General features: G+C 63.6%; 28 protein-coding genes. 13 read left to right on the top strand and 15 right to left on the bottom strand.

The window, feature by feature from the left end; translation table 11 throughout:
- Positions 1-216: 216 nt before the first annotated feature.
- Together RSO41_RS11945 and RSO41_RS11940 are read right to left on the bottom strand one after the other, a co-directional pair.
- On the bottom strand, positions 217-1236 hold the full coding sequence (locus tag RSO41_RS11945) for a TRAP transporter substrate-binding protein (protein ID WP_315619332.1): 1020 nt from the start codon (positions 1234-1236) through the stop codon (positions 217-219).
- On the bottom strand, positions 1233-2030 hold the full coding sequence (locus RSO41_RS11940; RefSeq protein WP_315619331.1) for a FadR/GntR family transcriptional regulator: 798 nt from the start codon (positions 2028-2030) through the stop codon (positions 1233-1235). Before RSO41_RS11940 ends, RSO41_RS11945 begins: the two co-directional genes overlap by 4 nt.
- 217 nt (positions 2031-2247) lie before the next feature.
- Here RSO41_RS11940 and RSO41_RS11935 point away from each other — a divergent pair, with 217 nt between their 5' ends.
- Both RSO41_RS11935 and RSO41_RS11930 read left to right on the top strand, forming a co-directional pair.
- A complete protein-coding gene (locus tag RSO41_RS11935; protein ID WP_315619330.1) occupies positions 2248-3150 on the top strand; it encodes a complex I NDUFA9 subunit family protein in 903 nt (300 codons plus the stop codon).
- 85 nt (positions 3151-3235) lie between these two features.
- Positions 3236-3439, top strand: a complete 204-nt coding sequence (locus tag RSO41_RS11930; RefSeq protein ID WP_315619329.1) for a putative motility protein — start codon at positions 3236-3238, stop codon at positions 3437-3439.
- Between the two features lie 7 nt (positions 3440-3446).
- Here the strand turns inward: RSO41_RS11930 and RSO41_RS11925 are convergent, their stop codons facing one another.
- Both RSO41_RS11925 and RSO41_RS11920 read right to left on the bottom strand, forming a co-directional pair.
- Positions 3447-3761: an antibiotic biosynthesis monooxygenase gene (locus RSO41_RS11925; RefSeq protein ID WP_315619328.1), complete on the bottom strand. Its 315-nt coding sequence runs from the start codon at positions 3759-3761 to the stop codon at positions 3447-3449.
- 71 nt (positions 3762-3832) lie between these two features.
- Positions 3833-4291 carry a nucleoside deaminase gene (locus RSO41_RS11920; protein WP_315619327.1) on the bottom strand — a complete coding sequence of 153 codons (459 nt, stop codon included), beginning with the start codon at positions 4289-4291 and terminating at the stop codon, positions 3833-3835.
- A 248-nt stretch (positions 4292-4539) separates the two neighbouring features.
- On the opposite strand from RSO41_RS11920, the gene RSO41_RS11915 reads away from it, so the two are divergent.
- Positions 4540-6003 carry a sodium:alanine symporter family protein gene (locus RSO41_RS11915; RefSeq protein ID WP_315619326.1) on the top strand — a complete coding sequence of 488 codons (1464 nt, stop codon included), beginning with the start codon at positions 4540-4542 and terminating at the stop codon, positions 6001-6003.
- A 171-nt stretch (positions 6004-6174) separates the two neighbouring features.
- On the top strand, positions 6175-6756 hold the full coding sequence (locus RSO41_RS11910; RefSeq protein ID WP_315619325.1) for an NAD(P)H-dependent oxidoreductase: 582 nt from the start codon (positions 6175-6177) through the stop codon (positions 6754-6756).
- Positions 6757-6771: 15 nt separating this feature from the next.
- Here RSO41_RS11910 and soxR read toward each other — a convergent pair whose 3' ends face one another.
- Complete coding sequence (soxR, locus tag RSO41_RS11905) at positions 6772-7254, bottom strand: redox-sensitive transcriptional activator SoxR (protein WP_410000333.1); 483 nt, start codon at positions 7252-7254, stop codon at positions 6772-6774.
- A gap of 104 nt (positions 7255-7358) precedes the next feature.
- Here soxR and RSO41_RS11900 point away from each other — a divergent pair, with 104 nt between their 5' ends.
- Complete coding sequence (locus RSO41_RS11900) at positions 7359-7490, top strand: hypothetical protein (RefSeq protein WP_315619324.1); 132 nt, start codon at positions 7359-7361, stop codon at positions 7488-7490.
- Between the two features lie 171 nt (positions 7491-7661).
- Here the strand turns inward: RSO41_RS11900 and RSO41_RS11895 are convergent, their stop codons facing one another.
- On the bottom strand, positions 7662-7964 hold the full coding sequence (locus tag RSO41_RS11895) for a DUF2798 domain-containing protein (protein ID WP_315619323.1): 303 nt from the start codon (positions 7962-7964) through the stop codon (positions 7662-7664).
- 133 nt (positions 7965-8097) lie between these two features.
- On the opposite strand from RSO41_RS11895, the gene RSO41_RS11890 reads away from it, so the two are divergent.
- Complete coding sequence (locus tag RSO41_RS11890) at positions 8098-9024, top strand: LysR family transcriptional regulator (protein WP_315619322.1); 927 nt, start codon at positions 8098-8100, stop codon at positions 9022-9024.
- A 6-nt stretch (positions 9025-9030) separates the two neighbouring features.
- Here RSO41_RS11890 and RSO41_RS11885 read toward each other — a convergent pair whose 3' ends face one another.
- Together RSO41_RS11885 and RSO41_RS11880 are read right to left on the bottom strand one after the other, a co-directional pair.
- Positions 9031-9396, bottom strand: a complete 366-nt coding sequence (locus RSO41_RS11885; RefSeq protein ID WP_315619321.1) for a DUF393 domain-containing protein — start codon at positions 9394-9396, stop codon at positions 9031-9033.
- Positions 9397-9412: 16 nt separating this feature from the next.
- Positions 9413-10057, bottom strand: coding sequence for a helix-turn-helix domain-containing protein (locus tag RSO41_RS11880; RefSeq protein ID WP_315619320.1), 645 nt, complete (start codon positions 10055-10057; stop codon positions 9413-9415).
- A gap of 92 nt (positions 10058-10149) precedes the next feature.
- On the opposite strand from RSO41_RS11880, the gene fabF reads away from it, so the two are divergent.
- Positions 10150-11418 carry a beta-ketoacyl-ACP synthase II gene (fabF, locus tag RSO41_RS11875; protein ID WP_315619319.1) on the top strand — a complete coding sequence of 423 codons (1269 nt, stop codon included), beginning with the start codon at positions 10150-10152 and terminating at the stop codon, positions 11416-11418.
- A 270-nt stretch (positions 11419-11688) separates the two neighbouring features.
- Here fabF and RSO41_RS11870 read toward each other — a convergent pair whose 3' ends face one another.
- The gene (locus RSO41_RS11870) at positions 11689-12327 is read right to left on the bottom strand and encodes a thiopurine S-methyltransferase (protein ID WP_315619318.1); all 639 of its coding nucleotides are present in this window, start codon (positions 12325-12327) and stop codon (positions 11689-11691) included.
- An 11-nt stretch (positions 12328-12338) separates the two neighbouring features.
- The gene (locus RSO41_RS11865) at positions 12339-12977 is read right to left on the bottom strand and encodes a TIGR04211 family SH3 domain-containing protein (RefSeq protein WP_315619317.1); all 639 of its coding nucleotides are present in this window, start codon (positions 12975-12977) and stop codon (positions 12339-12341) included.
- A gap of 553 nt (positions 12978-13530) precedes the next feature.
- Between RSO41_RS11865 and miaB the strand changes: the two genes are divergently transcribed.
- The 5 genes from miaB to lnt all read left to right on the top strand — a co-directional run bounded on the left by miaB (position 13531) and on the right by lnt (position 19049).
- Positions 13531-14874 carry a tRNA (N6-isopentenyl adenosine(37)-C2)-methylthiotransferase MiaB gene (gene miaB, locus RSO41_RS11860; RefSeq protein ID WP_315619316.1) on the top strand — a complete coding sequence of 448 codons (1344 nt, stop codon included), beginning with the start codon at positions 13531-13533 and terminating at the stop codon, positions 14872-14874.
- A 195-nt stretch (positions 14875-15069) separates the two neighbouring features.
- On the top strand, positions 15070-16176 hold the full coding sequence (locus RSO41_RS11855; RefSeq protein ID WP_410000332.1) for a PhoH family protein: 1107 nt from the start codon (positions 15070-15072) through the stop codon (positions 16174-16176).
- On the top strand, positions 16173-16685 hold the full coding sequence (ybeY, locus tag RSO41_RS11850; RefSeq protein WP_315619314.1) for an rRNA maturation RNase YbeY: 513 nt from the start codon (positions 16173-16175) through the stop codon (positions 16683-16685). The genes RSO41_RS11855 and ybeY overlap by 4 nt, the downstream gene beginning before the upstream one ends.
- Complete coding sequence (locus tag RSO41_RS11845; protein ID WP_315619313.1) at positions 16682-17548, top strand: HlyC/CorC family transporter; 867 nt, start codon at positions 16682-16684, stop codon at positions 17546-17548. The genes ybeY and RSO41_RS11845 overlap by 4 nt, the downstream gene beginning before the upstream one ends.
- A gap of 37 nt (positions 17549-17585) precedes the next feature.
- On the top strand, positions 17586-19049 hold the full coding sequence (gene lnt, locus RSO41_RS11840) for an apolipoprotein N-acyltransferase (protein WP_315619312.1): 1464 nt from the start codon (positions 17586-17588) through the stop codon (positions 19047-19049).
- Positions 19050-19327: 278 nt separating this feature from the next.
- Here lnt and phaC read toward each other — a convergent pair whose 3' ends face one another.
- The 5 genes from phaC to prmB form a co-directional block, all read right to left on the bottom strand.
- Complete coding sequence (gene phaC / locus RSO41_RS11835; RefSeq protein ID WP_315619311.1) at positions 19328-21157, bottom strand: class I poly(R)-hydroxyalkanoic acid synthase; 1830 nt, start codon at positions 21155-21157, stop codon at positions 19328-19330.
- A gap of 136 nt (positions 21158-21293) precedes the next feature.
- Positions 21294-21722, bottom strand: a complete 429-nt coding sequence (locus tag RSO41_RS11830; RefSeq protein ID WP_315619310.1) for a phasin family protein — start codon at positions 21720-21722, stop codon at positions 21294-21296.
- 116 nt (positions 21723-21838) lie between these two features.
- Positions 21839-22204, bottom strand: coding sequence for a DUF6489 family protein (locus RSO41_RS11825; RefSeq protein WP_315619309.1), 366 nt, complete (start codon positions 22202-22204; stop codon positions 21839-21841).
- A gap of 74 nt (positions 22205-22278) precedes the next feature.
- Positions 22279-23364 (bottom strand): chorismate synthase, encoded by a 1086-nt coding sequence (aroC, locus tag RSO41_RS11820; protein ID WP_315619308.1) that lies wholly within the window; start codon positions 23362-23364, stop codon positions 22279-22281.
- A gap of 20 nt (positions 23365-23384) precedes the next feature.
- Positions 23385-24365, bottom strand: coding sequence for a 50S ribosomal protein L3 N(5)-glutamine methyltransferase (gene prmB, locus RSO41_RS11815; RefSeq protein WP_315619307.1), 981 nt, complete (start codon positions 24363-24365; stop codon positions 23385-23387).
- A gap of 97 nt (positions 24366-24462) precedes the next feature.
- Here prmB and RSO41_RS11810 point away from each other — a divergent pair, with 97 nt between their 5' ends.
- The gene (locus RSO41_RS11810; RefSeq protein ID WP_315619306.1) at positions 24463-25029 is read left to right on the top strand and encodes a Smr/MutS family protein; all 567 of its coding nucleotides are present in this window, start codon (positions 24463-24465) and stop codon (positions 25027-25029) included.
- Positions 25030-25084 lie beyond the last annotated feature (55 nt).

Genomic DNA, 25084 nt, shown 5'->3' with positions numbered 1-25084 from the left:
CAGCACCAGCCAGGCAGCGATGCGGCCGCAGGCTGCCACGCCCCGGTCGAAGGCGTTGCGCACCGGATCGGGGGGTGCGGTCACGGCCGGGGCTGCCGATCCCTCCGGGCGACGGGAATCTCGAGTCATGGTAACTCCTCAACGAAGTGGCGCGCCCCGAGGGACGCGCCGCGTCCGGTCATGTCATCGGGCCGCTCCGCGTCGGCCCGGTGCGTCTCACATCAGATTATGGTTTTCCAGATAACCCACCACGGAGTCGTAGAACTCCTGGGTAATCTCGTTCTTCTCGGCCCAGTTGGCCCACTCGTCCTTGGCAATGTTGCGGAACTTGACGCGTTCCTCCGCCGGCAGGTCGATGATCTCGATGTCCGGGTTGTTACGCGCCTCGCGCACGGCTTCCAGGTCACGAGTCTTGAGCTCGGCGACCATCTCGTAGGCCAGGCTGTCCACGGAGGTCTCGAGGATCGACTTGAGGTCCTCCGGCAGGCCGTCCCAGATTTCCTTGTTCACCGACACCGATACCATCGGCAAGGAGTGGAACCCGGGATAGAGCGGGTAGGGAGCGAACTCATGCAGCCCCTGGGCCTGGTTGGTAGCGAATACCGTATAGTCGGCGGCATCGATCACGCCCTTCTCCAGGCCGGTATAGACCTCGGAGCCCGGCAGGTTGACCGGGGTGGCACCGGCCGCTTCGAAGATGTTGTAGACCATGCCCTCGGGGGCGCGAAGCTTGAGGCCCTTCATATCCTCGACAGAACGAATCGGCTTGGTGGAGGGCAAGGACTCCAGACCCGTGGCGGCAGCACCGATCAGGTGCAGGCCATAGGGTTCGACGAGCTCGTTGTAGAGCGCCTCGCCACCGGCGTTGTTCATGTAGTCGAGGAAGTCATAGGGGTCGCTCCAGGCCCCCACCAGATTCCCCATCATGCCGAAGGCCGGATTCTGCCCGGTGAAATAACTGGGGTCGGTCAGGTGGCCCTGCAGAATGCCGGATTTCACCGCCTGCAGGGTCTGGTTGGCCTGAACCACGGCGCCGACCGGCAGGATCTCGATGGCGATACGGCCATCGGACATCTGCTCGACGTTCTCGGCCCAGGCCTTCTTCATCTCGAATTGAGGCTCCCCGGCGGTTTCCGAGGTCTGGAAGGTCCATTCGTATTCAGCGGCCTGAGCATCGATGGCCAGGGCGCCAAGCACGGCGACGGTCAGGGTCTTGAGTGGCATGCGAGACATCATGAGGCTTCCTTATCGCTTGTTGTTGAAACGGTTGTCGGGACTTCGATGGCGGGAACACTGGGCATCAAGTCCTCGAGGCCCAGATCCCGTCCGGTGCGTTCCAGCACCGCCAGCGCCGCTTGGGCGGCCTGTTGAGGCTGACGCAGGCGAATCGCCTCCATCACCCGGCGATGGCGTTCCATGCTGTCGTTGAGCTCATCGGCGCTATGGTTGGATTTCTCCACCAGCAGCGCGATGGCCGGTTTGAGAACGTGGCTGATCTGTGCCCAGACCAAGTTGTGCGAGGCCGCGAAGATCGCCTCGTGGAAAGCCACGTCGTAATCGTTATGGGAGATGCCCTGCCAGTGCAGGTCATCATGCTCCAGAGCGCGAATCATGCCCTCATGGGCGGATTCGATGGCCAACAAGTCCGCCGCTGTGGCGTGCTCCGCCGCCAGACGCGCCACATAGGGCTCCACCGCCACCCGAAAGGCGAAGATCTCACGCTGGATACGTGGGTTCGGTTGAGCGAAGCGTGCCATCCAACCGCTGACACGCGGATCCAGCAGGTGCCATTCCTGCAGGGCACGCACCCGCGAGCCCTGCCCGGAAATGCGCGTCAGCAGGCCCGCCGCCACCAGAGTCTGCAGAGCACTGCGCACCGTGCTGCGGCTGACGCCGAAGCGCTCGCAGAGATCCAGTTCCTTGGGCACGAAGTCACCCGGCACATACTCCCCCGCAAAGATGGCCTCGGCGAGGAAGTCGGCGATATCAGGGCTCGACGCGCGTCGAGGGTCGGAAGCGGCAGAAGACATGGCGTGCCTGTACGGGTTGAGAATCGATCGATGTGTCTGACTTCATTTTATCTATGTCGGACATAGCTTCGGATAAAATCGGACACAATGCTTTTAGACTTTAGTCCCCATCATGGTTGTCCCGTGACTTTCCATCGTCAGGACTCGGGTGTAGGGTGCGACATCAGGCGTCACGCGCCGCATCTACAACTCGATGAGGAGAAGACGGTACCGCCCCATGACGACATCCCCGACCGTGGTCTTCGGTGGCACCGGATTTCTCGGTGCCACCCTGGTGCGAGAACTGGTGGAGAGCGGCCGGCCGACACGCCTGGTGGCACGCCGCCCCGTCTGGCCATCATGGGCGGAAGACGGCGACCCCCTGGAGGTTCTCGAGGCTGACATCCGCGATGGGCATCGCGTTGCCGAGGTGTTGGAAGGGGCCGGTGCAGTGGTCAACACGACCAGTCTGTATGTTCCGTCGCGGCGACTCGGCTTCGAGGATATTCATGTCACGGCGGCGGCCGAGCTGGCCCGGCAGGCACGGGCGGCCGGTATCGACCGACTGGTACAACTATCCGGCATCGGCGCCACCCTCGACTCGCCCTCGGCCTATGTTCGCGCCCGGGCACACGGCGAGACAGCGGTGCTGGATATCCTGCCCAAGGCCATCATCCTGCGGCCCAGCGTCCTCTTCGGGCGGAACGACGCCTTCCTGTCCAGCCTGGCGGGGCTCACGCGCCTCCCCGCGATCCCGCTGTTCGGGCGTGGTCGCAGCCAACTGCAGCCGGTGCATGTCGTGGACGTGGCCCGTGCCATCGTCAGGCTCACCGCCGCCGACCGGCCACGACGCTATCTCTTCGAACTGGGCGGCGCCGATATTCTCAGCTATCGCGAAGCGCTCACCCTGGTGATGCAACACCTGGGGCGAGAACGTCCGCTCGTACCCCTGCCCTTCGCCGCCTGGCATGCACTGGCCTTCGGACTCGGCGGGTTGCCCTCCCCTCCCTTGACACGCGATCAGGTCATTCTCATGCAAAGCGACAACCGAGTCAGCGAGGGCGTGGGCACCTTCGCCGACCTGGGAATTCGTCCCCGGGCCTTGCGGGAAAGCCTGCCGGACTGCCTGCCGAGAGGATGATTGTCGGGGCGGCACTTACCGCCAGCTACCCGACCGGGGAGAAAACTGCTAGCGTAGAGCACACCCCCTTATAAAGGAGAAGACGATGGATACCTCGATCAACAATGTCGTCACCCAGTCCCTGGTCATGCAGCAGGCCCAGACCGCCCAGCAGGCTCAGATGCAGATCTTCAAGTCGGCGCTGGATACCCAGCAGCAGCAGGTGACGGCGCTGATGGAATCGGCATCCGTCGAGCCTCGGCTGGCCAGTGACGGCCCTCTGGGCACACAACTCAACACCTACGCCTGACCCGCCGCTACGACAGCCCGTACTCGCGCTCCACCCGCGCCACCCTCACCCGGTAGTGCGAGTACCAGACCTCTCGGCCCATGCGCTGTGCTTCGCGATGCTCGACCTGGGCCTTCCAGCGCCGGATCGAATCGAGATCCGCCCAGTAGGACACCGTGATGCCGATCGCCTCGCGCGCCGACTCCACGCCGAGAAAGCCGGGCTGCTGCGACGCCAGTCGCATCATGCGCTCGGCCGTCTCGTCATAGCCGGCCACGACATCGGTACGCCGTGACGAGAAGATGACCGCGTAATACGGCGGTTCAGGAGTTTCAGCAAGCATAGGGGCGACTCCGCTTCGCGTTCGTCGAGACAGGCGCCAGCGAGTGCCTCACGGCGCACCGACAAGGTACGTCACAAGGCCCGGGGGCCCGACGATTCACCGATATCCTCGAACCATAGATCGGGGGAAGAAGCGATAAAGCCTTCCATCAGGGCAATGCACGCCGGCTCCTGCTGCACCTCGACCTCGACGCCATGCGAGAGCAGACGCGCCTCTTCGCCCTGGAAGGTCCGGTTCTCGCCGATCACTACCCTGGGAATGCCGTACAGCAGGATCGCGCCCGTGCACATCGCACAGGGCGACAGTGTCGTGTAGAGCGTCGAATCGCGATAGATATCGGCGGACTGGCGCCCGGCGTTTTCCAGCGCGTCCATTTCGCCATGCAGGACGGTGCTGCCGAGCTGGACTCGACGGTTGCGGCCGCCGCCGATGATCACTCCGCGGTGCACCAGGACCGAGCCGATGGGGATACCGCCCTCGTCGAGCCCCGCACGAGCTTCGTCCAGGGCGGCCTGCATGAAATGGTCCATGATCGACACTCTCCTCGCTGACTGGGTTAATCCATCCACTCCAGCCTACGTCGAGCCCCACCCTATCGCCAGCTCGAAGGTCCGTCGCCATGAGCGCTGCAAGCGCACGAAAGCATCAATTGCTCGATACTCGCGATATCACTGGATGATTAGGCCAATCAATGGATTTTCGACAGCAATCCTTGCCATTTTTTTGCATCCATGAAGAATGGCCCCGCATTCATTGAGATCACGAGCATATCGACATCATGGCATTCTCACTTTCCGAACTTTTCAAGGACCTGATGGCCGCCGGCAACGGCCTGATCTGGGGGTCCTTGCTGATCTATCTGCTGATCGGTGCGGGCCTGTACTTCACCGTCATGACACGTGGCATCCAGTTCCGCTACTTCGGCCACATGTTCAAGCTGCTGCGCCATTCACGCAGCGCCGACGGCGGCATCTCCTCCTTCCAGGCGCTTTCCACCAGTCTCGCCGCCCGGGTCGGCACTGGTAACCTGGCCGGCGTCGCGGTCGCCATCTACTTCGGCGGCCCCGGTGCCATCTTCTGGATGTGGATGACGGCCCTGGTCGGCATGGCCACCAGCTTCGTCGAATCCACCCTGGCCCAGGCCTACAAGACAGACCACGGCGATGGCACCTTCCGCGGCGGCCCGGCCCGCTACATCTCGCAGGGCCTGGGGCTGCGCTGGCTGGCAGCGCTGTTTTCCATCTGCCTGATCATCGCCTTCGGCCTGGCCTTCAACAGCGTGCAGTCCAACTCCATCGCGCTGGCCATGGAGGAAGCCTTCTCCCTTCCTCCCTGGGCCGTCGGCGTGGTCCTGGTCGTGGCGGTAACGCCGATCATCTTCGGTGGCCTGAAGTCCATCGCCCGGGTCGCCGAACTGATCGTGCCGGTCATGGCCGCCATCTACCTGCTGCTGGCCGTCGTGGTGGTGCTGCTCAACATCACCGAGCTGCCGGCGGCCATCATGACCATCTTCAAGAGCGCCTTCGGCCTCGACCAGGCTGCCGGAGGCGCTGCCGGCTACGCCATCTCCCAGGCCATCATGAACGGCATCAAGCGCGGCCTGTTCTCCAACGAGGCAGGCATGGGCTCGGCCCCCAACGCCGCTGCCACCGCGTCCACCCAGCCAAACCATCCCGCCGCCCAGGGCTTCATCCAGATGCTCGGTGTCTTCTTCGACACCCTGGTCATCTGTACCGCCACCGCCGCCATCATCATCATGGCGGGTCCAGAGCTGCTCGCCGGTGACGAAGCCAACGGCATCCAGCTCACCCAGATCGCGCTGTCGCATCAGATCGGTGACTGGGCCAGCATGTTCATTGCCGTGGCGATCCTGCTGTTCGCCTTCACCTCGGTGATCGCCAATTACTCCTATGGCGAAACCAACGTGGAGTATCTGGCCGGCGCCCGATACGCGCCCGGCGCCATCCTGATCTATCGGCTGGCGGTGCTGGCCATGGTAATGATCGGCGCGGTGGCAAACCTCGGCCCGATCTGGAGCTTCGCCGACCTGTCGATGGGCATGATGGCATTGATCAACCTGGTGGCGATCCTGCTGCTCTCGCCGGTGGCCATTGCCCTGTTCCGGGATTACGAGCGCCAGCTCAAGGATGGCCTGGAGCCCAACTTCGATCCGCGTCGCTTCCCGCGGCTGAATGATCGCATCGACCCCAAGGCCTGGCCCAGGGGCGCCGACAAGGCCTGACCCCATTCCGAAGGAGGCCACGGTGCGTGCCGTGGCCTCCGTGCCGAACTCGGACAAGCCGGCCGGGAGCGTGGCGGAGAAATTCCCGACCCGATGGGCCAGGCTTGTCACCATCGCCACGACCATGGAAGATCACCCTCTGAACCCGTGATTCTGGAAAGGAGTGTATCCATGGCCGTTCCACGTATTCTGGTATTCGCCGGCAGTGCCCGCGAGGCCTCCTTCAACAAGCGTCTGGCGAAGCTCGCTGCGGCACGCATCGAAGCGCTCGGTGGCCAGCCTACCTTCATCGACCTGCGCGACTATCCCATGCCGCTCTATGACGGCGATCTGGAGGAGGCGGAGGGACTGCCCGACAATGCCCTGGCGTTGAGGGAACTGCTCGCCGAGCATCAAGGCCTGCTGATCGCCTCGCCGGAATACAACGGCTTCGTCACGCCGCTGTTGACCAACACCATCGACTGGCTCACTCGTCCCCATCAGGGCGAGAGCGGGCTCGCCCTGTTCAAGGAGCGCCACGCCGGCCTCGTTGCCGCCTCCCCCGGCGGCCTGGGCGGTCTTCGCGCCCTGAATCACCTGCGCCAGTTGCTCACCAATATCGGCGTGACGGTACTCCCCGACCAGCTTGCCGTCGCGAAGGCCGGTGACGCCTTCGATGCCGAAGGCCGCCTCGCCAACACCGCTCAGGGCGACGCACTGGATGGACTCTGCCAGCGGCTGGTCACCACCCTGAATCGATTGCACGCCGACTGATACCACGCGCCCTCGTCATCGGCGGGGCACGCAAGTCCCGGGGGACGATGACGAGGCTTCCCCCTCCTCGGCATCTGCCAGCACATCCCCGGGATTGCGCAACGGGCAGCTCTTCAACGACAGGCAACCACAGCCGATGCATCCATCGAGCTGATCGCGCAACGCGATCAGACAGTCGATTCGCTCATCCAGCGCACTACGCCACTGCTCCGACAAGTGTCGCCAGTCCTCGGCATCGGGCGTGCGGGACGTGGGCAGGTCATCCAGCGAGGCCTTGATCTCGGCCAGCGGCATTCCCGTGCGCTGGGCGATCTTGATCACGGCCACGCGGCGCAGCACATCCCGGGAGAAGCGCCGCTGATTACCCGCGTTGCGAGTGCTCTCGATCAACCCCTTGGCCTCGTAGAAATGCACGGTGGATACCGCGACGCCACTGCGTCGGGCGACATCTCCCACCGTCAACGACTGCTTTCGAGGATTCAGCCTGCGATTCGTCATCATCCTTCCTGCCTTGACCTCAAGTCTGGTTGAGGAAATATCGTGCCGAACGTCACCCCCCGGCACAAGCCCGGCCATCCCACCCCGTCTTTCGAGAGACCATCATGGAAACCACCCTGACCGATCGTTCGACACAACGTCCATGGCCTCTGATGCCTGCCATTATCCTGGTCATGCTGGTGGGGCTGAACCTACGCCCCTCGATGCTTGGACCCAAACGGTATTGCCATGAATGACATTCCAAGGGCGCCCTTGCCCAGGACGCCCCCGCAGCGAACGCGATACGAAGGAAGACATGAAAGGCGTCAACGCCTACGCGGCGACAAGACGGCAGTCGAATGCCTCGGCCACGGCGATAAGGCACTGTCATTGTCGAGTGGAAGGCGAGTGTCCAGACAGGTGTCGCATCAATTCTGCTCCTTCTCGATGGTCAAGGCGACCAGCCGCACGACCAGCGGCCTGACGATCAGGACGCACACGAAAGCCACCGGCATGGCCAGGATATAGGCGTGCAGTACACGGCCCATGAACCCCGGCGCCATGCCCTCGTTGATCAGAGTGATCACCAGCGTCATCAGAAACGCCATGATCGATGCCATGTAGAAGGCGAACACCACCGGCGTGAACCGGCTTGGCAGCCCACGCCTGGCCACCAGCCGACGCACTCCTCTCGAGCGCTCGTGTCGCGGGGATATCATCGATCGGTTCATCGTTTCTCCTCGGTGGCTCGTTCTCGGAAAGCGTTACCCTAGCCCAGCCCTGGGTCTCTCACTAGACGCCCACCGCCAATCTCACTATAAACGTCTGCTTACGAATAACCCTTCTCATACGTCGGAAAACCATATGGACACCTTGCGCGCCATTACCTGCTTCACCAGCGCCGTGGAAGCCGGCAGCATTGCCGGCGGCGCCAAGCGACTGGGCATCAGCCCGGCAGCCGCGAGTCAACAACTCGCCCGCCTGGAGGCCCATCTGGATACCCGGTTGTTGACCCGTACCACACGCCGCCTGGGACTCACCGACAGCGGGACCGCCTACTATGCCCGAGTCAAGCATATTGCCCGGGACATCGAACGGGCCCACGACGCCATCGCCAGCTTGCGTCACGAACCTCGCGGCCATCTGCGCATTGCCTCCACCGCCGCCTTCGGACGACACGTGCTGGCACCGTTGATCCCCGACTTCACACGCCGTTATCCCCATCTTTCCCTCGAGATACTCACCACTGATCGTCACGTCGACCATATCGGTGAAACCGTCGACGTCAGCGTGCGCTTCGCGCCGCAACTGGAGGAAGGGCTGGTCGCCCGACGCATTGCCTCGATTCCCTTCTTCTTCTGCGCCTCCCCTGACTACCTGGCACGCGCCGGTACGCCTCGCGAACCGGAAGACCTCAAGGAACACGACTGCCTGGTCTTCCGCTTCCCTCGGGACGGCCGTTTTCTAAGCTGGGGGTTCATCCGGGATGGCCTGCGCTTCGAGCCCGATACGCGCGTCGCCATGATCAGCGACGACATCGATGTCCTGGCCCAGATGGCATTGCAAGGAGGCGGCATCACGCGGCTGGCGGCATTCATCGCCCGACCGCATCTCGACCGGGGACACCTGATATCGCTGTTCGAGACGAACCGCCGCACCTCGGCGCGCGCCGTCTCGGAGCCCATGGATATCTACCTGTGCGTCGGCGACCGACGCGACCTGACCCCGAAAGTCCGGGCCTTCATGACGTTTCTGATCGAGTCTCTGCCGGTCGAATGGCGTCCCGAGTAACGTCGGCTATAACCGACCTTGCCGAGCCAGTCGCCGCCTGACCCAGCGATCGTACCACCAGGTCAGCACGGGCTTGAGCACGGGCAGGCCGATGAGCACGGCCAGGGGGCGCAACCCGGGAATACGGCGCATCAGCAGGATATAGGCATCCATGCCCCGGTGCAGCGCACCCTCGGCATCCTCCACATGCAGCGAGAGCAAGGCCTCTTGAACCGTGACGCCGTGCTCATTCAACACGGCCTCGTGGGTATTGGCATCCAGCCATTCCACCGATTCCGAGTACCGCGCCAGCCGCTCATAGCGACGTCGTTCGCGACGGCAGAGCGGGCAGGCTGCGTCATAGTAGACTTTCAGCGGGGAAGCATCGCGCACGGCACCTCCGAGTCTCTCACTCAATGGCGCCGGACAGACCGTCCAGCTCGTGATCATCGACCCCCAGCATGCGCAAGATCTGCCGCTGGGAAGCCTCCAGCAGCTGACGCCGCTCTGCCTCGTCGGGAAGGCTCTTGGCGATGGCGACGGCTCCCACCAGAGAGGCCAGGATGGTCCGGGACTTCTCGGCGATCAGTTCACGATCCGGCTCGAAAGGGAGTTTCTTCAGACGGCTCAAGGCAATCAGCCGCGTCTCCAGCATCTTGCGCATGCGGAGATAGGAGGCTTCGAACAGCGTCTTGATCTCGGCATTGTCATTGCCGATCTCGTTGAACAGTACCGTCTCCGGGCCCGGCGCACGCTTGCGCTCCAGTTCCTGCAGGTTCCAGCAGTTGGCCGCCAGGGCCGTCAGATGTTTCACCGACAAGGGGCCCTTGACCAGGCGCGCCGCACGGCTGTTCTTGAGCGCTTCACGGATGGAGGCGTCATAAAGAGCTTCCTTCGACGCGAAATGCGCATAGAAAGCGCCATGGGTCATCTTCGCCTGCTTCATGATCTGCCCGATGGAGACCTTGTCGAAGCCATGGCGACAGAACAATTCCGTGGCGGCGGTCAGGATGCGCTCTCGAGACCGCGCCTTGTGAGCAGCGGAATACGGCATGGAAACCTCGTCCTCGCGCGACAGAATATTACCTTGATCATATATAGCCCGGTGCTAGGTTGGCCGCGACTCACGAATCTTCAGGAGGCACCATGACGTCCCCTATCGTCATCACTGGCATGGGCATGATCGGCCCGCTCGGCAATGGCGTCAAGGCAACCTGGGAGCGCCTGCTGGCGGGCCATTCCGGCATCGGCCCCATCACGCGCTTCGATACCGGCGAGTTGCCGATCACCATCGCCGGCCTGGTCCCCGACCTCGACGAAGACCACGACGCGGGCTTCGACCCCGACACCATCGCCGACGCCAAGGAACGCCGCAAGCTCGATCTTTTCAGCCTCTATGCCATGGCCGCCGCGCAACAGGCCCTGGAGCAGGCCGACTGGTTCCCCGGGAATGCTGCCGACCGAAGTGCCACTGCCACCATCGTGGCCTCGGGCATCGGCGGCTTTCCCACCATCACTCGAGCGCAGGAAACCCTGGCGAACCGCGGTCACCGGCGCCTGTCGCCTTTCACCGTACCGGCCTTCCTGGCCAACATGGCCGCGGGCAACCTGTCGATTCGCCATGGCTTCACCGGGCCATTGGGATGTCCCGTCACGGCCTGTGCGGCAGGCATCCAGGCCATCGGCGATGGCATGCGTCTACTGCGCAGCGGCGAGGCCGAAGTCGCCCTGGTGGGCGGCGCCGAAGCCTGCGTCGACCCGCTATCGCTGGCCGGTTTCCACGCCTTGAAGGCCCTTTCCACGGAGCGCGACACCCCGACACGCGCCTCTCGCCCCTTCGACAAGGTGCGCAATGGCTTCGTCATGGGGGAAGGCGCGGGTTTGATGGTGATCGAAACCCTGACCCACGCCGAGGCACGCGGCGCCACGCCACTCGCCATACTCAGCGGCTACGGCACCAGCGCCGACGCCCACCACATCACCGCCGGCCCCGAGGACGGCGCCGGGGCCGCCGCCGCCATCCAGGCCGCTCTGCGCATGGCCGGACTGCCCGCCAGAGAGATCGGTTACGTCAACGCCCATGCCACCTCGACACCGGTCGGTGACCGGGCCGAGATCGCGGCGCTCCGACGGGTATTCGGCGAAGGACTCGGCGCGGTCCCCATCTCCTCGACCAAATCGGCCACCGGCCATCTGCTGGGTGCCGCTGGCGGCGTCGAGAGTGTGATCACCAGCCTGGCGGTGAGGCACGGCAGGTTACCGCCGACCCTCAACCTGGACACCGTTGACGACGACATGCACGACCTGGACTTCATTCCCGGCTCGTCACGCGAACAATCGACCCGGCATGCGCTGTGCAATGGTTTCGGTTTCGGCGGCGTCAATGCCTCCCTGATCGTCAGCCGCTTCTATTAACCTGGCAATCAAATAGATCGTCCTGATCTATCTGATTGTCGCCCGCACCACGCTGGCGCAGATGCGTGGATCTTCTGGTGTGGCGCGGGCTCGCGCCGGCCTGACGGCCGGCGGCGGCACATCCCTGTGCCGCGATTAACCCGACATCAAAGCTTGCCGGGTTAAGAGTTGTGCTCCGTGCGCCTTGCGTGACCCACGTGGATGCGGGAAATGCGATGGCCCGTCGGGAACGGGCCTAGCCTTCACTATGCTCGGCTATTCAGGGTTTTCCTAGCGGCCCGGGCCGCGCCGGACCAGATGCCAGACGCTCTCCCGAAAGCCGCTTCCGGGTTCGGGGTCGCCATCCTCCAGGTGAGTGACCTCGAAATTGGGCGAGAAACGTTCATGCACCTCGTCGGCGGTCACCTCAAAGGGTGGCCCACCCGTATCACCCGGCGCCCGGGTCAGGCTGATCAAGAGCCCGCGCCCCCCGGGCGGGAGCAATTGGGCAAGGTGGAAGGCATAACGCTGTCGCCGAGCTTCGGGCAGGGCGATCAGGGCCGCTCGATCATAGAAGGCCCCGATCTCCGCCGCGTCATCGATGTGGAAATGGAAGAAGTCGCCGCACCACAACGCCACTCGCCCCTGGCGGCTGACAGCGAAGCACTCATGATGGTAGCGAGACACCTCGCCCTGACCCTCGGCCAGGAACTGTTCGATGGCGGTCTCGGCCAGTTCGATGCCCTGCACTGCATGGCCTCGTTCGGCCAACCAGCGCATGTCCAGACTCTTGCCACACAAGGGCACCAGTACCCTGGCATCCTCGCCGACGCCCAGCTCGGGCCAATGGCGCTCGAGAGCGGGATGCACCGCCTCGCGGTGAAAGCCGATGCGCCCTTCCCGCCAACGCTGTCGCCAATCTTCGTTCATGTCGCCCTCGCTCAGAACCAGCGATCGCGCTTTCGACGTCGACGCGGCAAGTGCGGCACGATCAGCCCTACCAGCAGACCGGCACCTGCCACACCGCCTCCGTACATGAAGTAACGCATCAACAGATCCTCTTCCTGGGTTTCCAGGCGAGCCTGCAGGTTACGGACGGTACTGCGGGACTGCTCAGCCTCGGTAGCGAGTTCGTGATTGCGCCCTTCGAGCTCGGCGATGCGTTGCTCACGCACCTCGAGCGTCTCGCTGAGCGCATTGATGCGACCCTCCCAGGTCTCATTGATGCCGGACAGTTCCTCGCTCAGTTCCTCGACACGAGAGGCCATTTCCGGCAGCTGAACGCGAGCGCTGGGGGTGTCCTGAAGCTGGTCGCTAGGCACCCAGACCTCATCGCCACTCTCGCTGCGCACTTCCGTGTAATCACCCTCGGTGCCGAGCACTTCCACCGGTTCGCCGGCGGTCAGGCTGCCGACAATGCGATAACCGTCGGTGGGCCCGCTGCGGACATAGGTGGTCAGTTCATCGGACACCCAACGCGAGGCATCGTCTTCACTATCATTCTGCTGAGCGAGAACCGGCAGGGCCAGGGCCCCGAGCAGCACGCCCAGTGTCACTCTCTTGCTTCGTTGCATCGTCATGCCGTCATCCTGGCTGTCCAAGGCTCTATCTGCAGTATCCCACGGCGATGAGGGTGGCGCCGGACTCCCTTCCGACCCGGCCCGTGATGAGCACAACGCCCCCGGGGAGCGATCATCCACAGTTGCTGTGGACAAGTATCGGGAAAACCGCTGGAAACCACCGGCCAGGCGGCGAGCTGCCGGCATGATCGCGGTATCGATCAGATCATGACCAGTCGAGCATCCCCGCCGTAAGGAAATACTGAATAAATCGCCGAGCATCGTGAAGCGCAAGGCGCACGGAGCACAGAAAGCGAGACATAACGAGGGGTTAGGCGAGCTTTCGAGCACCGCGTAACGACGCGATTTGCATGCGTAGGCATTTAAGCAGTGTTTCCGTAACCGACACAGGCGTCAAAGGTACCATAGACGTGGCGCCACCGGCAGCGCACGATACTGGCCCCCGGCGGCGGCCACGCGTATAATTGCCGCCTCGGAAGACAGCACGTCTCATCCCGCGAATCCTCATCCACCGGTGCAATCCGTCGGGCCTAGACGCCACGACCAGACTCTTATGGCGAAGAAACTCTTCATCAAGACACACGGCTGCCAGATGAACGAGTATGACTCCGCACGCATGGCGGATCTGCTCGGCGAATCCCATCAGCTGGAACTCACCGACGACGAGCATGATGCCGATGTCATCCTGCTCAACACCTGCTCGATCCGTGAGAAAGCACAGGAAAAGGTCTTCCATCAGCTGGGTCGCTGGAAAAAGCTGAAAGATGCCAATCCGGATCTGGTGATCGGCGTCGGCGGTTGCGTGGCCAGTCAGGAAGGCGAGGCCCTGCGCAAGCGTGCGCCCCAGGTGGACATGGTGTTCGGCCCTCAGACCCTGCACCGCGTGCCGTCCATGCTCGACGCTCGACAGGACGACAAGATCTCGGTGGTCGATGTCACCTTTCCGGAGATCGAGAAATTCGACCACCTGCCGAAGCCGAGTTCCGACGGCGCCACCGCCTTCGTTTCGGTCATGGAGGGCTGCTCCAAGTACTGCACCTTCTGCGTGGTGCCCTACACACGGGGCGAGGAAGTGTCGCGGCCCTTCGAGACCGTGATGGATGAGGTGATCCACCTGGCCGATCAGGGAGTCCGCGAGATCAACCTGCTGGGCCAGAACGTCAACGCCTATCGCGGCGAGAATCAGCTCGGCGACGAGATCGACCTGGCCGAACTGATCAGCTGTGTGGCCGCCGTCGAGGGCATCGACCGCATCCGCTTCACCACCTCGCATCCGGTGGAGTTCTCCGACAGCCTGATCGAGGCCTATGGCGAAATTCCGGAACTGGTCAGCCATCTTCACCTGCCGGTGCAAGCCGGCTCTGATAACGTCCTGGCGGCCATGAAGCGTGGCCATACCGTCGAGGAGTATGTCGACAAGCTGGAACGCATTCGTGCCCTGCGCCCGGACATCAGCTTCTCTTCGGACTTCATCATCGGCTTTCCCGGCGAGACCGAGGCGGACTTCGAGTCGACCATGGACCTGATCCATCGCATCGGCTTCGATGTTTCCTTCAGCTTCGTCTACTCGGCACGCCCCGGTACGCCGGCGGCCGACCTGCCCGACGAGACCCCGGAAGCGGTCAAGAAGCAGCGTCTGGCCATCCTGCAGGAACGCATCAACCAGCAGGCCATGCAGATCAGCCGGCGCATGGTGGGCACGACCCAACGCATCCTGGTCACCGGCTTCTCGCCCAAGGACCCTGGCCAGTTATCCGGGCGCACCGAGAACAACCGGGTGGTCAATTTTCGCGCTCCCAACCCCACCGAGCTGATCGGCTACTTCGTCGACGTGGAGATCACCGAGGCGCTGCCCAACTCCTTGCGTGGCGACCTGGCATCTCCGGAGCGTTTCTGACGCCAGTTCCCGAAAAATGGTCACTCATCACGAGCAACGTCCAGGCCCGCTTCTCGCGGGCCCGCGCATCTGCCACCGTCATGTCGGCCACGAAATGACATCCGGTGACGACGCACAACCGCTCATGGCCCCTGCCCCGCTCATTGCTCCGGCACCCAAGGTGGCAGTAAGCTGGCAGCGATCACTCATCAACCCATGGACCCGCCTGTCTTGAGCCAGTCATCCACACCGGCCAATCGCATCATCACGCTGAACCTCGAGCCCAATGACCCGCGCCGCCTGGCCAACCTCTGCGGGCAACGCGACGAGCACCTCAAGTTGATCGAGGCCCGGCTCGGCATCACGCTGCGCAATCGCGGCAACACCTTTCAACTCGCCGGGCCGGAGCCTCGAGTCAAGGCTGCGTCCAATGTCGTCGAGCACCTCTATCGGGAAGCCGAAGCCAGTGAGCTGACGCCGGATACCGTGCACCTCTTCCTACAGGAATCGGGACTCGAGGCGCTGGAAGAAGAGGAAGAAAGGGCAGGCGACGAAGCCGAGGTGTTGATTCGAACCCCCAAGGCGCTGATCAAGCCGCGCGGGCTCAACCAGCAGGGCTACGTCTCGAGCATCCGGGCCCACGACATCAACTTCGGTATCGGCCCGGCCGGCACCGGCAAGACCTATCTGGCCGTCGCCGCTGCCGTGGAAGCGCTCAACCAGCAGGAGGTACGCCGTATCCTGCTGGTCCGCCCCGCCGTCGAGGCCGGCGAGAAGCTCGGTTTCCTGCCCGGCGACCTGGCCCAGAAGATCGACCCCTACCTGCGGCCACTCTACGACGCCCTCTACGAGATGATCGGCTTCGAACAGGTCGCCAAGCTCATCGAGCGGCAGATCATCGAGATCGCGCCGCTGGCCTATATGCGCGGTCGCACGCTCAACAACGCCTTCATCATCCTCGACGAGAGTCAGAACACGACCCGTGAGCAGATGAAGATGTTCCTGACGCGCATCGGTTTTGGCTCCACGGCCGTGATCACCGGCGATATCACCCAGGTCGACCTGCCGCGCGGCCAGACCTCGGGGTTGATTCAGGTCCTCGATGTGCTCAAGGATACCCCCGGTATCGGCGTGACGCATTTCGCCGCCAAGGACGTGGTGCGCCACCCTCTGGTGCAACGCATTATCGAAGCCTACGATGTCTTCGAGGCCGAACAGGAAGCCGAGGCCAGGGCCAAGCGAGAAGCCCGTGAGCAGGAGCGCGAAGCACAGCGTCAGCAACGACAGGAGCGCCGTGACGACGGCGAAACGGAAGGCTCATGAGCTCGCCGGATATCGATCGCCAAGCTGCTCTCGACGCCGAGGACCTGCCGCCACTGGCGGACCTCCAGACCTGGGTGGCCGGCGTGCTGTCTCGCCACCCCGGCGAGGCACGGCACGAGCTGACGATCCGTTTCGTCGATGCCGAGGAAAGCCGGACCCTGAACCGCGACTATCGTGACCGTGACCGTCCGACCAATGTGCTCTCCTTTCCTTTCGAGTGCCCGCCGACGGTCCCTATTCCCCTGCTCGGCGACCTGGTGATCTGCCATCCGGTCGTCGTCGCCGAGGCCGAGCAGCAGCACAAATCCCTGATCGATCACTATGCCCACATGGTCGTGCATGGCACGCTGCACCTGTTGGGTTACGATCATATCGAAGACGATGAAGCCGAGGTCATGGAAGCCCTCGAACGAGACATACTCGCCGGACTGGGCATCGCCGATCCCTATGCAACCCCCAGCCCTCCCCCGCGCGACATCGATACCGAGGATGAGAGAGCCGACGCATGAGCGAAGACCGATCGAGTAGCCAGGGCAGCAAGTCCTGGCTCGATAAATTGTTCAGCGCCCTTTCCAGCGACAGCGACGAACCCAGCTCCCGCGCCGAACTCCTGGCATTCCTTAACCAGGCGGCAACCCGGCTCAAGCTCGATCAGGACGCCATGATGATCATCGAAGGCGCCCTGAACATCAGCGACCAGCAGGTTCGCGAGGTGCTCATTCCACGCTCCCAGGTCAACGCCATCGACCTTGACCAGCCACTGGAGGAATACCTGCCGGTGATTCTCGAGACCGGTCATTCGCGGTATCCGGTCATCGGCGAGAACCTCGACGAGGTCAAGGGAATCCTGCTGGTCAAGGACCTGCTTCCCTTGCTGCGCAACGGCCAGGATAACGGCCACACCTTCCAGCTCGAAGAAGTGCTGCGCCCGGCGATGTTCGTGCCGGAATCCAAGCGCCTCAACAGCCTGCTCAAGGAGTTCCGGGACACCCACAACCACATGGCCGTGGTGGTGGACGAATACGGCGGCACCGCCGGCATCGTGACCATCGAAGACATCCTCGAGGAAATCGTCGGCGACATCGAGGACGAACACGACACCGACGAAGAGGCGGACATACGCGACCTGGGCGATGGCCGCTATGCCATTCGTGCCCTGACCCCCATCGAAGACTTCAACGAACATTTTGGCACCCGTCTTTCCGACGAGGAATTCGACACCCTGGGTGGCCTCGTCATGCAGCGCTTCGGCCACCTGCCCGGGCGCGGCGAACACACCGAGATCGGCGGCTGGCGCTTCACCGTGCTCAACGCCGACAACCGCCGCATCCGCCTGCTGGAAGCCGAACGGGATAGCGACGACGACCGGTGAGCCCTAGCCCTCGGATTTGACGACCATGGACGGAACCATGCCTGCCTTTCGCTCCCGTTCCCTCATCGGTTGCCTGGCCGCCGTGGCGGCCGGTGTGCTGACCACGCTCTCCGCCGCCCCCTTCATGCTCTGGTGGCTCGCCCCGGTGGCCGCCGGCCTGCTCTATGCAGGCCTGCCCGCCCTGTCACCACGACAGGCGGCCTGGCGCGGCTGGAGCTACGGTCTCGGCCTGTTCGGTACTGGCACCTCCTGGGTCTACGTCTCGATTCACGACTACGGCTATACCGGCGTCCCCCTGGCCGTGGCCTTGACGGCGTTGTTCGTGGTTGCCCTGGCGCTGTTCTTCGCCGTCACGCTCTGGCTCTATCGACGCCTTGCCGGGCCGCGATTCGCCGTGCTCACCTTCGCCGGGGCCTGGGTCCTGGGCGAGGCCCTGCGCACCTGGCTGTTCACCGGGTTTCCCTGGCTGTTGCTGGGCAGCGGCCAGGTGGATTCGCCGCTGGCGTCCTGGGCGCCAGTGGGAGGCGTCTATCTGCTGTCACTGATCGCCGCCCTGAGCGGCGCCCTGGGTGTGGAGCTGCTGCGCCGCCGCTGGTGGGCTGCCCTGCCCCTTGCCAGCCTCTGGCTGGTCCCCCTGGCGTTGCCGCAACAGTGGACCCAACCTGCCGGCGAGCCCGTGCGTGTCGCCCTGCTGCAAGGCAATCTGTCGCAGTTGATCAAGTGGACCCCGGAGGGCCAGCGTACCGCCATCGACACCTATCGGCACTTGACTGAAGCCCTGGACGATACACCTCTCGACCTGGTGATCTGGCCGGAAGCAGCGTTGCCGATGTTCGAGGACCAGGCCCGGCCGGTGCTGGACAGCGCCCAAGCGAGTCTGTCACCCGAGACCCAGCTGCTCACCGGGATTCTGCAACGCGACGGGGAGGGCAACTTCTACAACAGCGTGATCGGCCTGAACGGCGTGCAAGGCGAGTACCGCAAGCGCCACCTGGTGCCCTTCGGTGAATACCTGCCACTGGAAAGCCTGCTGCGCGGCGCCATTGCCTTCTTCGACCTGCCGATGCCGGCCATGACACCGGGCCCCGATGGTCAGGCGCCGATGGTCGCCGCCGGCACCCGCATCGGCAATGCCATTTGCTACGAAATCATCTACGCCGACCTGGTCGCGAATCAGGCTCGCCACGCCGAGGTGCTCCTCACACTCTCCAACGATACCTGGTTCGGTGACTCCCTGGGGCCCCAGCAACACCTACAGATGGCCCGTTTACGCGCTCTGGAGAACGGTCGCTACGTGGTCAGGGCCACCAGCAACGGCGTCACCGCCATCATCGATCCAAGAGGACGCACCACCGATCGCCTGCCCCAGTTCGAAGCCGCCACCCTGATCGGTGAATACACCCCCATGGAAGGCCTGACACCCTTCACCCGCACCGGCAGCTGGCCGGTATGGCTGCTGGCCGCGCTGCTGGTGCTGCCGGGGCTACGGCGTAAGCCGTAAGCTGTAAGCTGTAAGCTGTAAGCCGCGAGCATCGAGCTACGAGATTCGAAGGGCAACCCCAAGGCAGCGTAGCTCGTAGCTCGTAGCTCGTAGGCAGCATACCCCCTGCCCTTTTCGAGCCCTGGGGGTTCTTACAGCTTAAGGCTTACAGCTCCGGGTGAAGCCCGGTTGGTTTTTCTTAAAGCTTACAGCTTAAGGCTTACAGCTCCGGGCAAAGCCCGGTTATAGCTTACAGCTCCCGGCGAAGCCGAGCCGGGCGAAGCCCGGCTCTTCCAGCTTCAGGCTTGGTTTTCCCCTAGCACTTCCGGAATGGTCGTCTTCACGTAACGCCCCGGCGCCGGTTCGAGGATGTCGAGCTGACCTTCTCCTGGCTGACGGGCCGGTACGAGCTTGCCCGGATCGGCATAGCCATTGTCGGTCATCCAGGCTTGCCAGTGCGGCCACCAGGAGCCTTCGTGTGCTTCGGCTCCCTCGAGCCAGGCCTCATGGTCGTCCGGGAGTTCCTCATTGGTCCAGAAGCCATACTTGTTCTTGTGGGGCGGGTTGACGATGCCGGCAATATGACCGGAGCCGCCCAGCACGAAGGTGACCGGCCCCTTGGGCAGCAGGGCGCCGTAATAGGTGCTGTTCCACTTGGCGATGTGGTCCTCGCGGGTAGACACGAAGTAGCTGGGCGCCGAGATCTTGCGCAGGTCGATCTTCACGCCGTCGAGCTCGATGCCATCCGGCTCGACAAGGCGGTTTTCCCGGTAAAGGTGCCGCAGATACCAGCCGTGGGTTCCCGCCGGCAGGTTGGTGCCATCGGTATTCCAATACAGCAGGTCGAAGGGAGCCGGCGCGTCTCCCTTGAGGTAGTTGTTGATGTAGAACGACCAGAACAGGTCATTCTCGCGCAGCAGGTTGAAGGAGTAGGCCAGGACTCGACCATCCAGATAACCATCCTGTTCGAGCTTGTCTTCGATGCCCTTGAGCACCGGCTCGGTAAGGAAAACGCCCAGTTCGCCGGGGTCGCGAAAGTCCTGCAGGGTCGCCATGTAGGTGACCGAACGAACCTTTCGGCCGCGCCGAGTGCTGGTCAGATAGGCCACCGTGGAAGCCGTCAGGGTGCCGCCGACACAGTAGCTCAGCAGGTTGACCGACTTCTCGCCAATGGCCTGCTCGATGGCCTCCATCCCGGCGATGGGCCCCATCTGCATGTAGTCGGCCCAGGTCAGATCACGCTGCTCGGGGCCCGGGTTGCGCCATGAGATCAGGAAGACACTGTGCCCCTGATCCACCAGCCACTTGATCAGCGAGTTTTCCTGGCGCAGGTCGAGCACGTAATACTTGTTGATCCAGGGCGGCACCACCAGCAACGGCGTCTTGAAGACCTTCTCGGTGCTGGGTGCATACTGGATCAGTTGCATCAGCTCGTTCTCGAAGATCACCGCCCCTGGCGTGACGGCGATATTGTTGCCGATCTCGAAGGCACTACGGTCGGTCATGGTGACATTGAGGCCCTCGGCGGAGTTGGCAAGATCCTCGCGCAACCGAGCGAGACCATCCACCAGGTTCTGGCCGCGGGTTTCCTGGGTGCGCCGCATCACCTCCGGGTTGGTGGTGACGAAGTTGGTCGGCGAGACCGCATTGACCATCTGCCGTGCATAGAAGGCGAGATTGCGACGATGGTCATCCGACAGGCCCTCGAGACTGTCCACCAGCGCCTCGACGCGGCGAGCGAACAGCAGGTACTGCTGCATGATCGACATGTAGAAGGGGTCGCTATGCCAGGCGTCGTCCTGGAAACGCCGATCGCCCTTCCCTGGCGTGACCAGCGGTGTCACCGATTCGCCGGACAGCGCCTTGAGACCGTGTTGCCACAACTGGTATTGGTCCTCCATCAGGCGTGCCTGCGTCTGCCACAGCAGGGAAGGATCGCGATTCAGTGCCTCGGCACCGGCACGAAAGCTTTCGTGCATGTCGGCATAGACGGATTCGGCGGCGGCATCAGGCACCAGACGTGGCATCACATCCTCGATCAGGGCCCGATACTGTTCGCCGATCAGCCTGGCCTGCTCCCCCCATGCCTCGAGGTCGGCCTGCGATGGCGCATGATTCCCTGGCTGCATCACTCCCTCCCGTGACCTGAACACACAACCGCCACCCGATCGACCAGCGGATGACGGCGTCCTGGGCATTGCCCGAGAAGGGGCTGCACTGGTCGAGATGTCTCGGGCAACGCCTGATTGATCGTGTGGAAACCGCTCAGCTACGCTTGCGCGACGCCTGACTGGTTGCCTTGGCCGGCCCGGTTGCTTCCTTCGGCGCTTCGGCACCCGACTCTGACATCGACTCTGCCATTACCTGGCTCGACTCGCCGTAGAGAGCTTCCAGTTCGCTCTTGAAGCGCAGGCTCATCTCGCTCATGGCTCGGGCATCCTCGAGCATCTGGTTGGAGAGTTCCGTCATCATCTCGACCTGGCGGGTCCCGAAGTCACGAAACTGTTCGGCGTCGCTGACATCGGCGGCATCCCGCAGGCGCGAGCTTCCCATCTGGCTGTAACGCTTCATGGCATCCAGCTGGTACTGGGTCACTCGCTCCATGTTGTCCAGCATCAGGGTATTGAGCTTGCGCATCGGCGTGAAGAACTCACGCGCCTGCTCGTTGAACGCATCGATCATCTTGTCTTGCATGGCCAGTTCCTCCTCGAGGAAAGCGGATGAAACGCGTGCTGCACTGCACAAAGACTAGTCTGGCATGCCGACCGTTGCAAGATAATGACGACGTGTTGCGTCAGCGGTTGGGTGGCTCAGCTATTGCGCCGACTCCGCGACCTCGCGCTGGCCGAGGACGACTGGCCGCCTCCCTGTTCGGATCCACCGGAGGGAGCCTCATCCGGGCCGCCCCCCTGTCCCTGGCCAGCCCCCGAAGCGGCACGGCTCAGCATATCCATCATCATCTGCTGATAGTTACCGAAGTTGGCCATGCCCTGCTGAAAGAGAGGCTGCTGGAGGAAGGGCTGCATCAGGCTCATCGGATCATAGCCCTCGACGCCGGATTCCATCTGTTTCTGGATGCGCTCCAGCAAGTCCTGTTGAAACGCTTCCACATCGGGCAGCCCGAGAGCCCGGCGGAATTCATCGGGAGTCAAATCGAACTCGACATTGATCTTCATGGGCGCCTCGCCTGGCCGAAGTGAATGAGGTGACACTGCCAAGTGTAGCAGTCCGGCCGACCAGGACATTCCACTCAGGCCAGTCTGGGCGTCGACACCTCAACGTCCTGATTCTGGCCACGATGCCGCAGGAGATGATCCATCAGGGTCAGTGCCATCATCGCCTCGGCAATGGGCGTGGCACGAATGCCGACACAGGGATCGTGGCGCCCTCGGGTGACCACCTCCACCGGGGCACCGCTGACATCGATGGAACGTCCCGGAATGGTGATGCTGGAGGTCGGCTTGAGTGCCAGGTGTGCGATGACCGTCTGGCCACTGGAAATCCCGCCCAGGACACCACCGGCATGATTGGAGAGGAAGCCTTCGGGCGACATCTCATCACGATGCTCGCTGCCCCGCTGGGCCACCGAGGCGAAGCCGTCGCCGATCTCCACGCCCTTCACGGCATTGATGCTCATCAGGCCATGCGCCAGCTCGGCATCGAGACGATCGAAGACCGGCTCCCCCAGGCCCGGCGGCACGCCCTCGGCGACCACCGAAATTCGCGCCCCCACCGAGTCCTGGTCACGCCGCAGCTGGTCCATGTAGGCCTCGAGCTCGGGCACCTTGTCCGGGTCGGGGCAAAAGAAAGGATTGTCGTCCACCGATTCCCACTGCTTGAAGTCGATGGCGATCGGACCGAGTTGGCTCATGTAACCGCGAACCCGGATACCCTGGCTGGCCAGATATTGCTTGGCGATGGCGCCGGCCGCCACCCGCATGGCGGTTTCACGGGCACTGGAACGGCCGCCGCCACGGTAGTCGCGGATGCCGTATTTATGATGATAGGTATAGTCGGCGTGGGCCGGGCGGAACTGATCCTTGATCTTCGAATAGTCCTTGGATCGCTGGTCGGTGTTCTCGATCAACAGCCCGATGGCCGTCCCCGTGGTCACCCCCTCGAAGACGCCGGACAACAGGCGCACCCGATCGGGCTCGCGGCGCTGGGTGGTATGCCGTGAGGAGCCCGGTCGACGCCGGTCCAGATCTCGCTGCAGAGTCTCTTCGTCGATCGGCACACCCGGCGGGCAGCCATCGACGATGGCGCCGAGCGCCGGGCCATGGCTCTCGCCGAAGGTAGTGACGGTGAACAGCTTGCCGAAGGTATTGCCGGACATGGGCGTTCCTCAATGACGAATCAGGCGAAGGACGCCGCATGGGCGTCGAGTTCCGCGGCGGTCAGCGCGAACACCCCCTGACCGCCGCGCTCGAATTCCAGCCACAGGAAGGGAACCTCGGGGAAGGCGGCCTCCAGGTGGTGATCGGAGTTGCCGACCTCGACGATCAGCACGCCATCGTCGGTCAGGTGCTCGCGGGACTGGCGCAGGATGCGCCTCACGATGTCCAGGCCATCGGACCCGGCCCCCAGCGCCAACCCCGGCTCGTGGCGAAACTCGGCGGGCATGGTGGCCAGATCCCGGGCATCGACATAAGGCGGATTGGCGACGATCAGGTCGTAGCGTCGGCCCTCGAGGCCGTCGAAGACGTCCGACGCGACGGCCTGCACTCGGTCGCCGACATCATGGCGGCTGACGTTCTGGCGCGCCACCGTCAGGGCGTCGGCACTGACATCGGCCAGATCGACCTCACAGGTGGGCAGATGCAAGGCGGTCGCGATGCCGATGCAGCCGGAGCCGGTGCACAGATCCAGCACCCGTGCCGGCGGCTCGACGGGGAACCAGGCACCGAAACCATGCTCGATCAGCTCGGCGATGGGCGACCGCGGGATCAACACCCGCTCGTCGACATTGAATGGCACACCGGCGAAGAAGGCCTCACCCAACAGATAGGGCAAGGGACGACGGCTGCCGATGCGCTCCCTGACGAGCCCGATGATACGACGACGCTCCATGGGCAACAGGCGCGCATCGAGTACGCCGGGATCGACGTTCCATGGCAGATGCAAGGCGCCGAGCGTCAGGGCCACCGCCTCGTCCCAGGCGGAATCGGTACCATGGCCGTAATGCAGGCCGGCCAGGTGAAACTCGCTGGTGGCCCAGCGCAGGCAATCCCGCAGGGAGATCAGCCCCTCGGCAAGTTCGGCGTCGTCGAGCGCCAGGGTGGAAGTCGATGAAGAGCAGACGGATTCGGCCACGGGAGATCCTGTTCGCGGTTGCATGGGAAGCGACTGGCCCCTGATTGTACCCTCGGCGGCGGTTCACAGCCACGCCAGGGCCGGTATACTGGCCCCTTTTCAGGACCATGCGAGCCACGACATGAGCCGACGCCGCTACCAGCCGGACGCCGATGACATCAGCGCCTTCCGCCAGGCGCTGAGCAAGGCCGGCGTGCGTCCGCTGCAGAGCAACCGCGCCGACCCGGGTCGTCCGCGCCGGGAAGACGAAGCCGCCCGGGCACGACGCGCGGCGGCTACCGCCGCCGGCTCGGACAACGCCACCGGTCGCACCTCCGATGGTCGCGTCGAGGCCGTCAGACCCTCGGCGTATCTCGATTTCGCCCTGCCCGACCTCCCCTACCGCACCCGCAGCCAGCTCAAGCGAGGCCGGATCGCCTGGGAAGCGGGGCTGGATCTGCATGGCCATACCGTCGACGAAGCCCGGCTGGAACTCGAAACCTTCCTGCGCGATGCCGAAGCCGAGCGAGCCCGTTGCGTGCTGGTCGTGCATGGCAAGGCCTGGGGCGCCACCTCCGATTACCCGGTGATCAAGAGCCACGTCAATGCCTGGTTGCGCGAATGGCCAAGCGTACTGGCCTTCTGTTCGGCCACCGATGTCGATGGCGGTACCGGCGCGGTCTATGTGCTGCTGCGACGTCAACGTTAAGGGAAACAGTGCTTCAATGCCGGCGCATGCAAATCGCGTTGTTACGCGGTGCCCA

Source organism: Halomonas sp. I1 (assembly GCF_032334135.1).
Classification (GTDB): Bacteria; Pseudomonadota; Gammaproteobacteria; order Pseudomonadales; family Halomonadaceae; genus Halomonas.
This window is presented reverse-complemented; position numbering and strand designations above follow the sequence as displayed.

What these genes read in the sequence shown, in the direction of transcription:
- RSO41_RS11945 (WP_315619332.1), bottom strand. Translation starts at nt 1,236, where the DNA reads ATGATGTCTCGCATGCCACTCAAGACCCTGACCGTCGCCGTGCTTGGC.
- RSO41_RS11940 (WP_315619331.1), bottom strand. Translation starts at nt 2,030, where the DNA reads ATGTCTTCTGCCGCTTCCGACCCTCGACGCGCGTCGAGCCCTGATATC.
- RSO41_RS11935 (WP_315619330.1), top strand. Translation starts at nt 2,248, where the DNA reads ATGACGACATCCCCGACCGTGGTCTTCGGTGGCACCGGATTTCTCGGT.
- RSO41_RS11930 (WP_315619329.1), top strand. Translation starts at nt 3,236, where the DNA reads ATGGATACCTCGATCAACAATGTCGTCACCCAGTCCCTGGTCATGCAG.
- RSO41_RS11925 (WP_315619328.1), bottom strand. Translation starts at nt 3,761, where the DNA reads ATGCTTGCTGAAACTCCTGAACCGCCGTATTACGCGGTCATCTTCTCG.
- RSO41_RS11920 (WP_315619327.1), bottom strand. Translation starts at nt 4,291, where the DNA reads ATGGACCATTTCATGCAGGCCGCCCTGGACGAAGCTCGTGCGGGGCTC.
- RSO41_RS11915 (WP_315619326.1), top strand. Translation starts at nt 4,540, where the DNA reads ATGGCATTCTCACTTTCCGAACTTTTCAAGGACCTGATGGCCGCCGGC.
- RSO41_RS11910 (WP_315619325.1), top strand. Translation starts at nt 6,175, where the DNA reads ATGGCCGTTCCACGTATTCTGGTATTCGCCGGCAGTGCCCGCGAGGCC.
- soxR (WP_410000333.1), bottom strand. Translation starts at nt 7,254, where the DNA reads ATGACGAATCGCAGGCTGAATCCTCGAAAGCAGTCGTTGACGGTGGGA.
- RSO41_RS11900 (WP_315619324.1), top strand. Translation starts at nt 7,359, where the DNA reads ATGGAAACCACCCTGACCGATCGTTCGACACAACGTCCATGGCCTCTG.
- RSO41_RS11895 (WP_315619323.1), bottom strand. Translation starts at nt 7,964, where the DNA reads ATGAACCGATCGATGATATCCCCGCGACACGAGCGCTCGAGAGGAGTG.
- RSO41_RS11890 (WP_315619322.1), top strand. Translation starts at nt 8,098, where the DNA reads ATGGACACCTTGCGCGCCATTACCTGCTTCACCAGCGCCGTGGAAGCC.
- RSO41_RS11880 (WP_315619320.1), bottom strand. Translation starts at nt 10,057, where the DNA reads ATGCCGTATTCCGCTGCTCACAAGGCGCGGTCTCGAGAGCGCATCCTG.
- fabF (WP_315619319.1), top strand. Translation starts at nt 10,150, where the DNA reads ATGACGTCCCCTATCGTCATCACTGGCATGGGCATGATCGGCCCGCTC.
- RSO41_RS11870 (WP_315619318.1), bottom strand. Translation starts at nt 12,327, where the DNA reads ATGAACGAAGATTGGCGACAGCGTTGGCGGGAAGGGCGCATCGGCTTT.
- RSO41_RS11865 (WP_315619317.1), bottom strand. Translation starts at nt 12,977, where the DNA reads ATGACGATGCAACGAAGCAAGAGAGTGACACTGGGCGTGCTGCTCGGG.
- miaB (WP_315619316.1), top strand. Translation starts at nt 13,531, where the DNA reads ATGGCGAAGAAACTCTTCATCAAGACACACGGCTGCCAGATGAACGAG.
- RSO41_RS11855 (WP_410000332.1), top strand. Translation starts at nt 15,070, where the DNA reads ATGGACCCGCCTGTCTTGAGCCAGTCATCCACACCGGCCAATCGCATC.
- ybeY (WP_315619314.1), top strand. Translation starts at nt 16,173, where the DNA reads ATGAGCTCGCCGGATATCGATCGCCAAGCTGCTCTCGACGCCGAGGAC.
- RSO41_RS11845 (WP_315619313.1), top strand. Translation starts at nt 16,682, where the DNA reads ATGAGCGAAGACCGATCGAGTAGCCAGGGCAGCAAGTCCTGGCTCGAT.
- lnt (WP_315619312.1), top strand. Translation starts at nt 17,586, where the DNA reads ATGCCTGCCTTTCGCTCCCGTTCCCTCATCGGTTGCCTGGCCGCCGTG.
- phaC (WP_315619311.1), bottom strand. Translation starts at nt 21,157, where the DNA reads ATGCAGCCAGGGAATCATGCGCCATCGCAGGCCGACCTCGAGGCATGG.
- RSO41_RS11830 (WP_315619310.1), bottom strand. Translation starts at nt 21,722, where the DNA reads ATGCAAGACAAGATGATCGATGCGTTCAACGAGCAGGCGCGTGAGTTC.
- RSO41_RS11825 (WP_315619309.1), bottom strand. Translation starts at nt 22,204, where the DNA reads ATGAAGATCAATGTCGAGTTCGATTTGACTCCCGATGAATTCCGCCGG.
- aroC (WP_315619308.1), bottom strand. Translation starts at nt 23,364, where the DNA reads ATGTCCGGCAATACCTTCGGCAAGCTGTTCACCGTCACTACCTTCGGC.
- prmB (WP_315619307.1), bottom strand. Translation starts at nt 24,365, where the DNA reads ATGCAACCGCGAACAGGATCTCCCGTGGCCGAATCCGTCTGCTCTTCA.
- RSO41_RS11810 (WP_315619306.1), top strand. Translation starts at nt 24,463, where the DNA reads ATGAGCCGACGCCGCTACCAGCCGGACGCCGATGACATCAGCGCCTTC.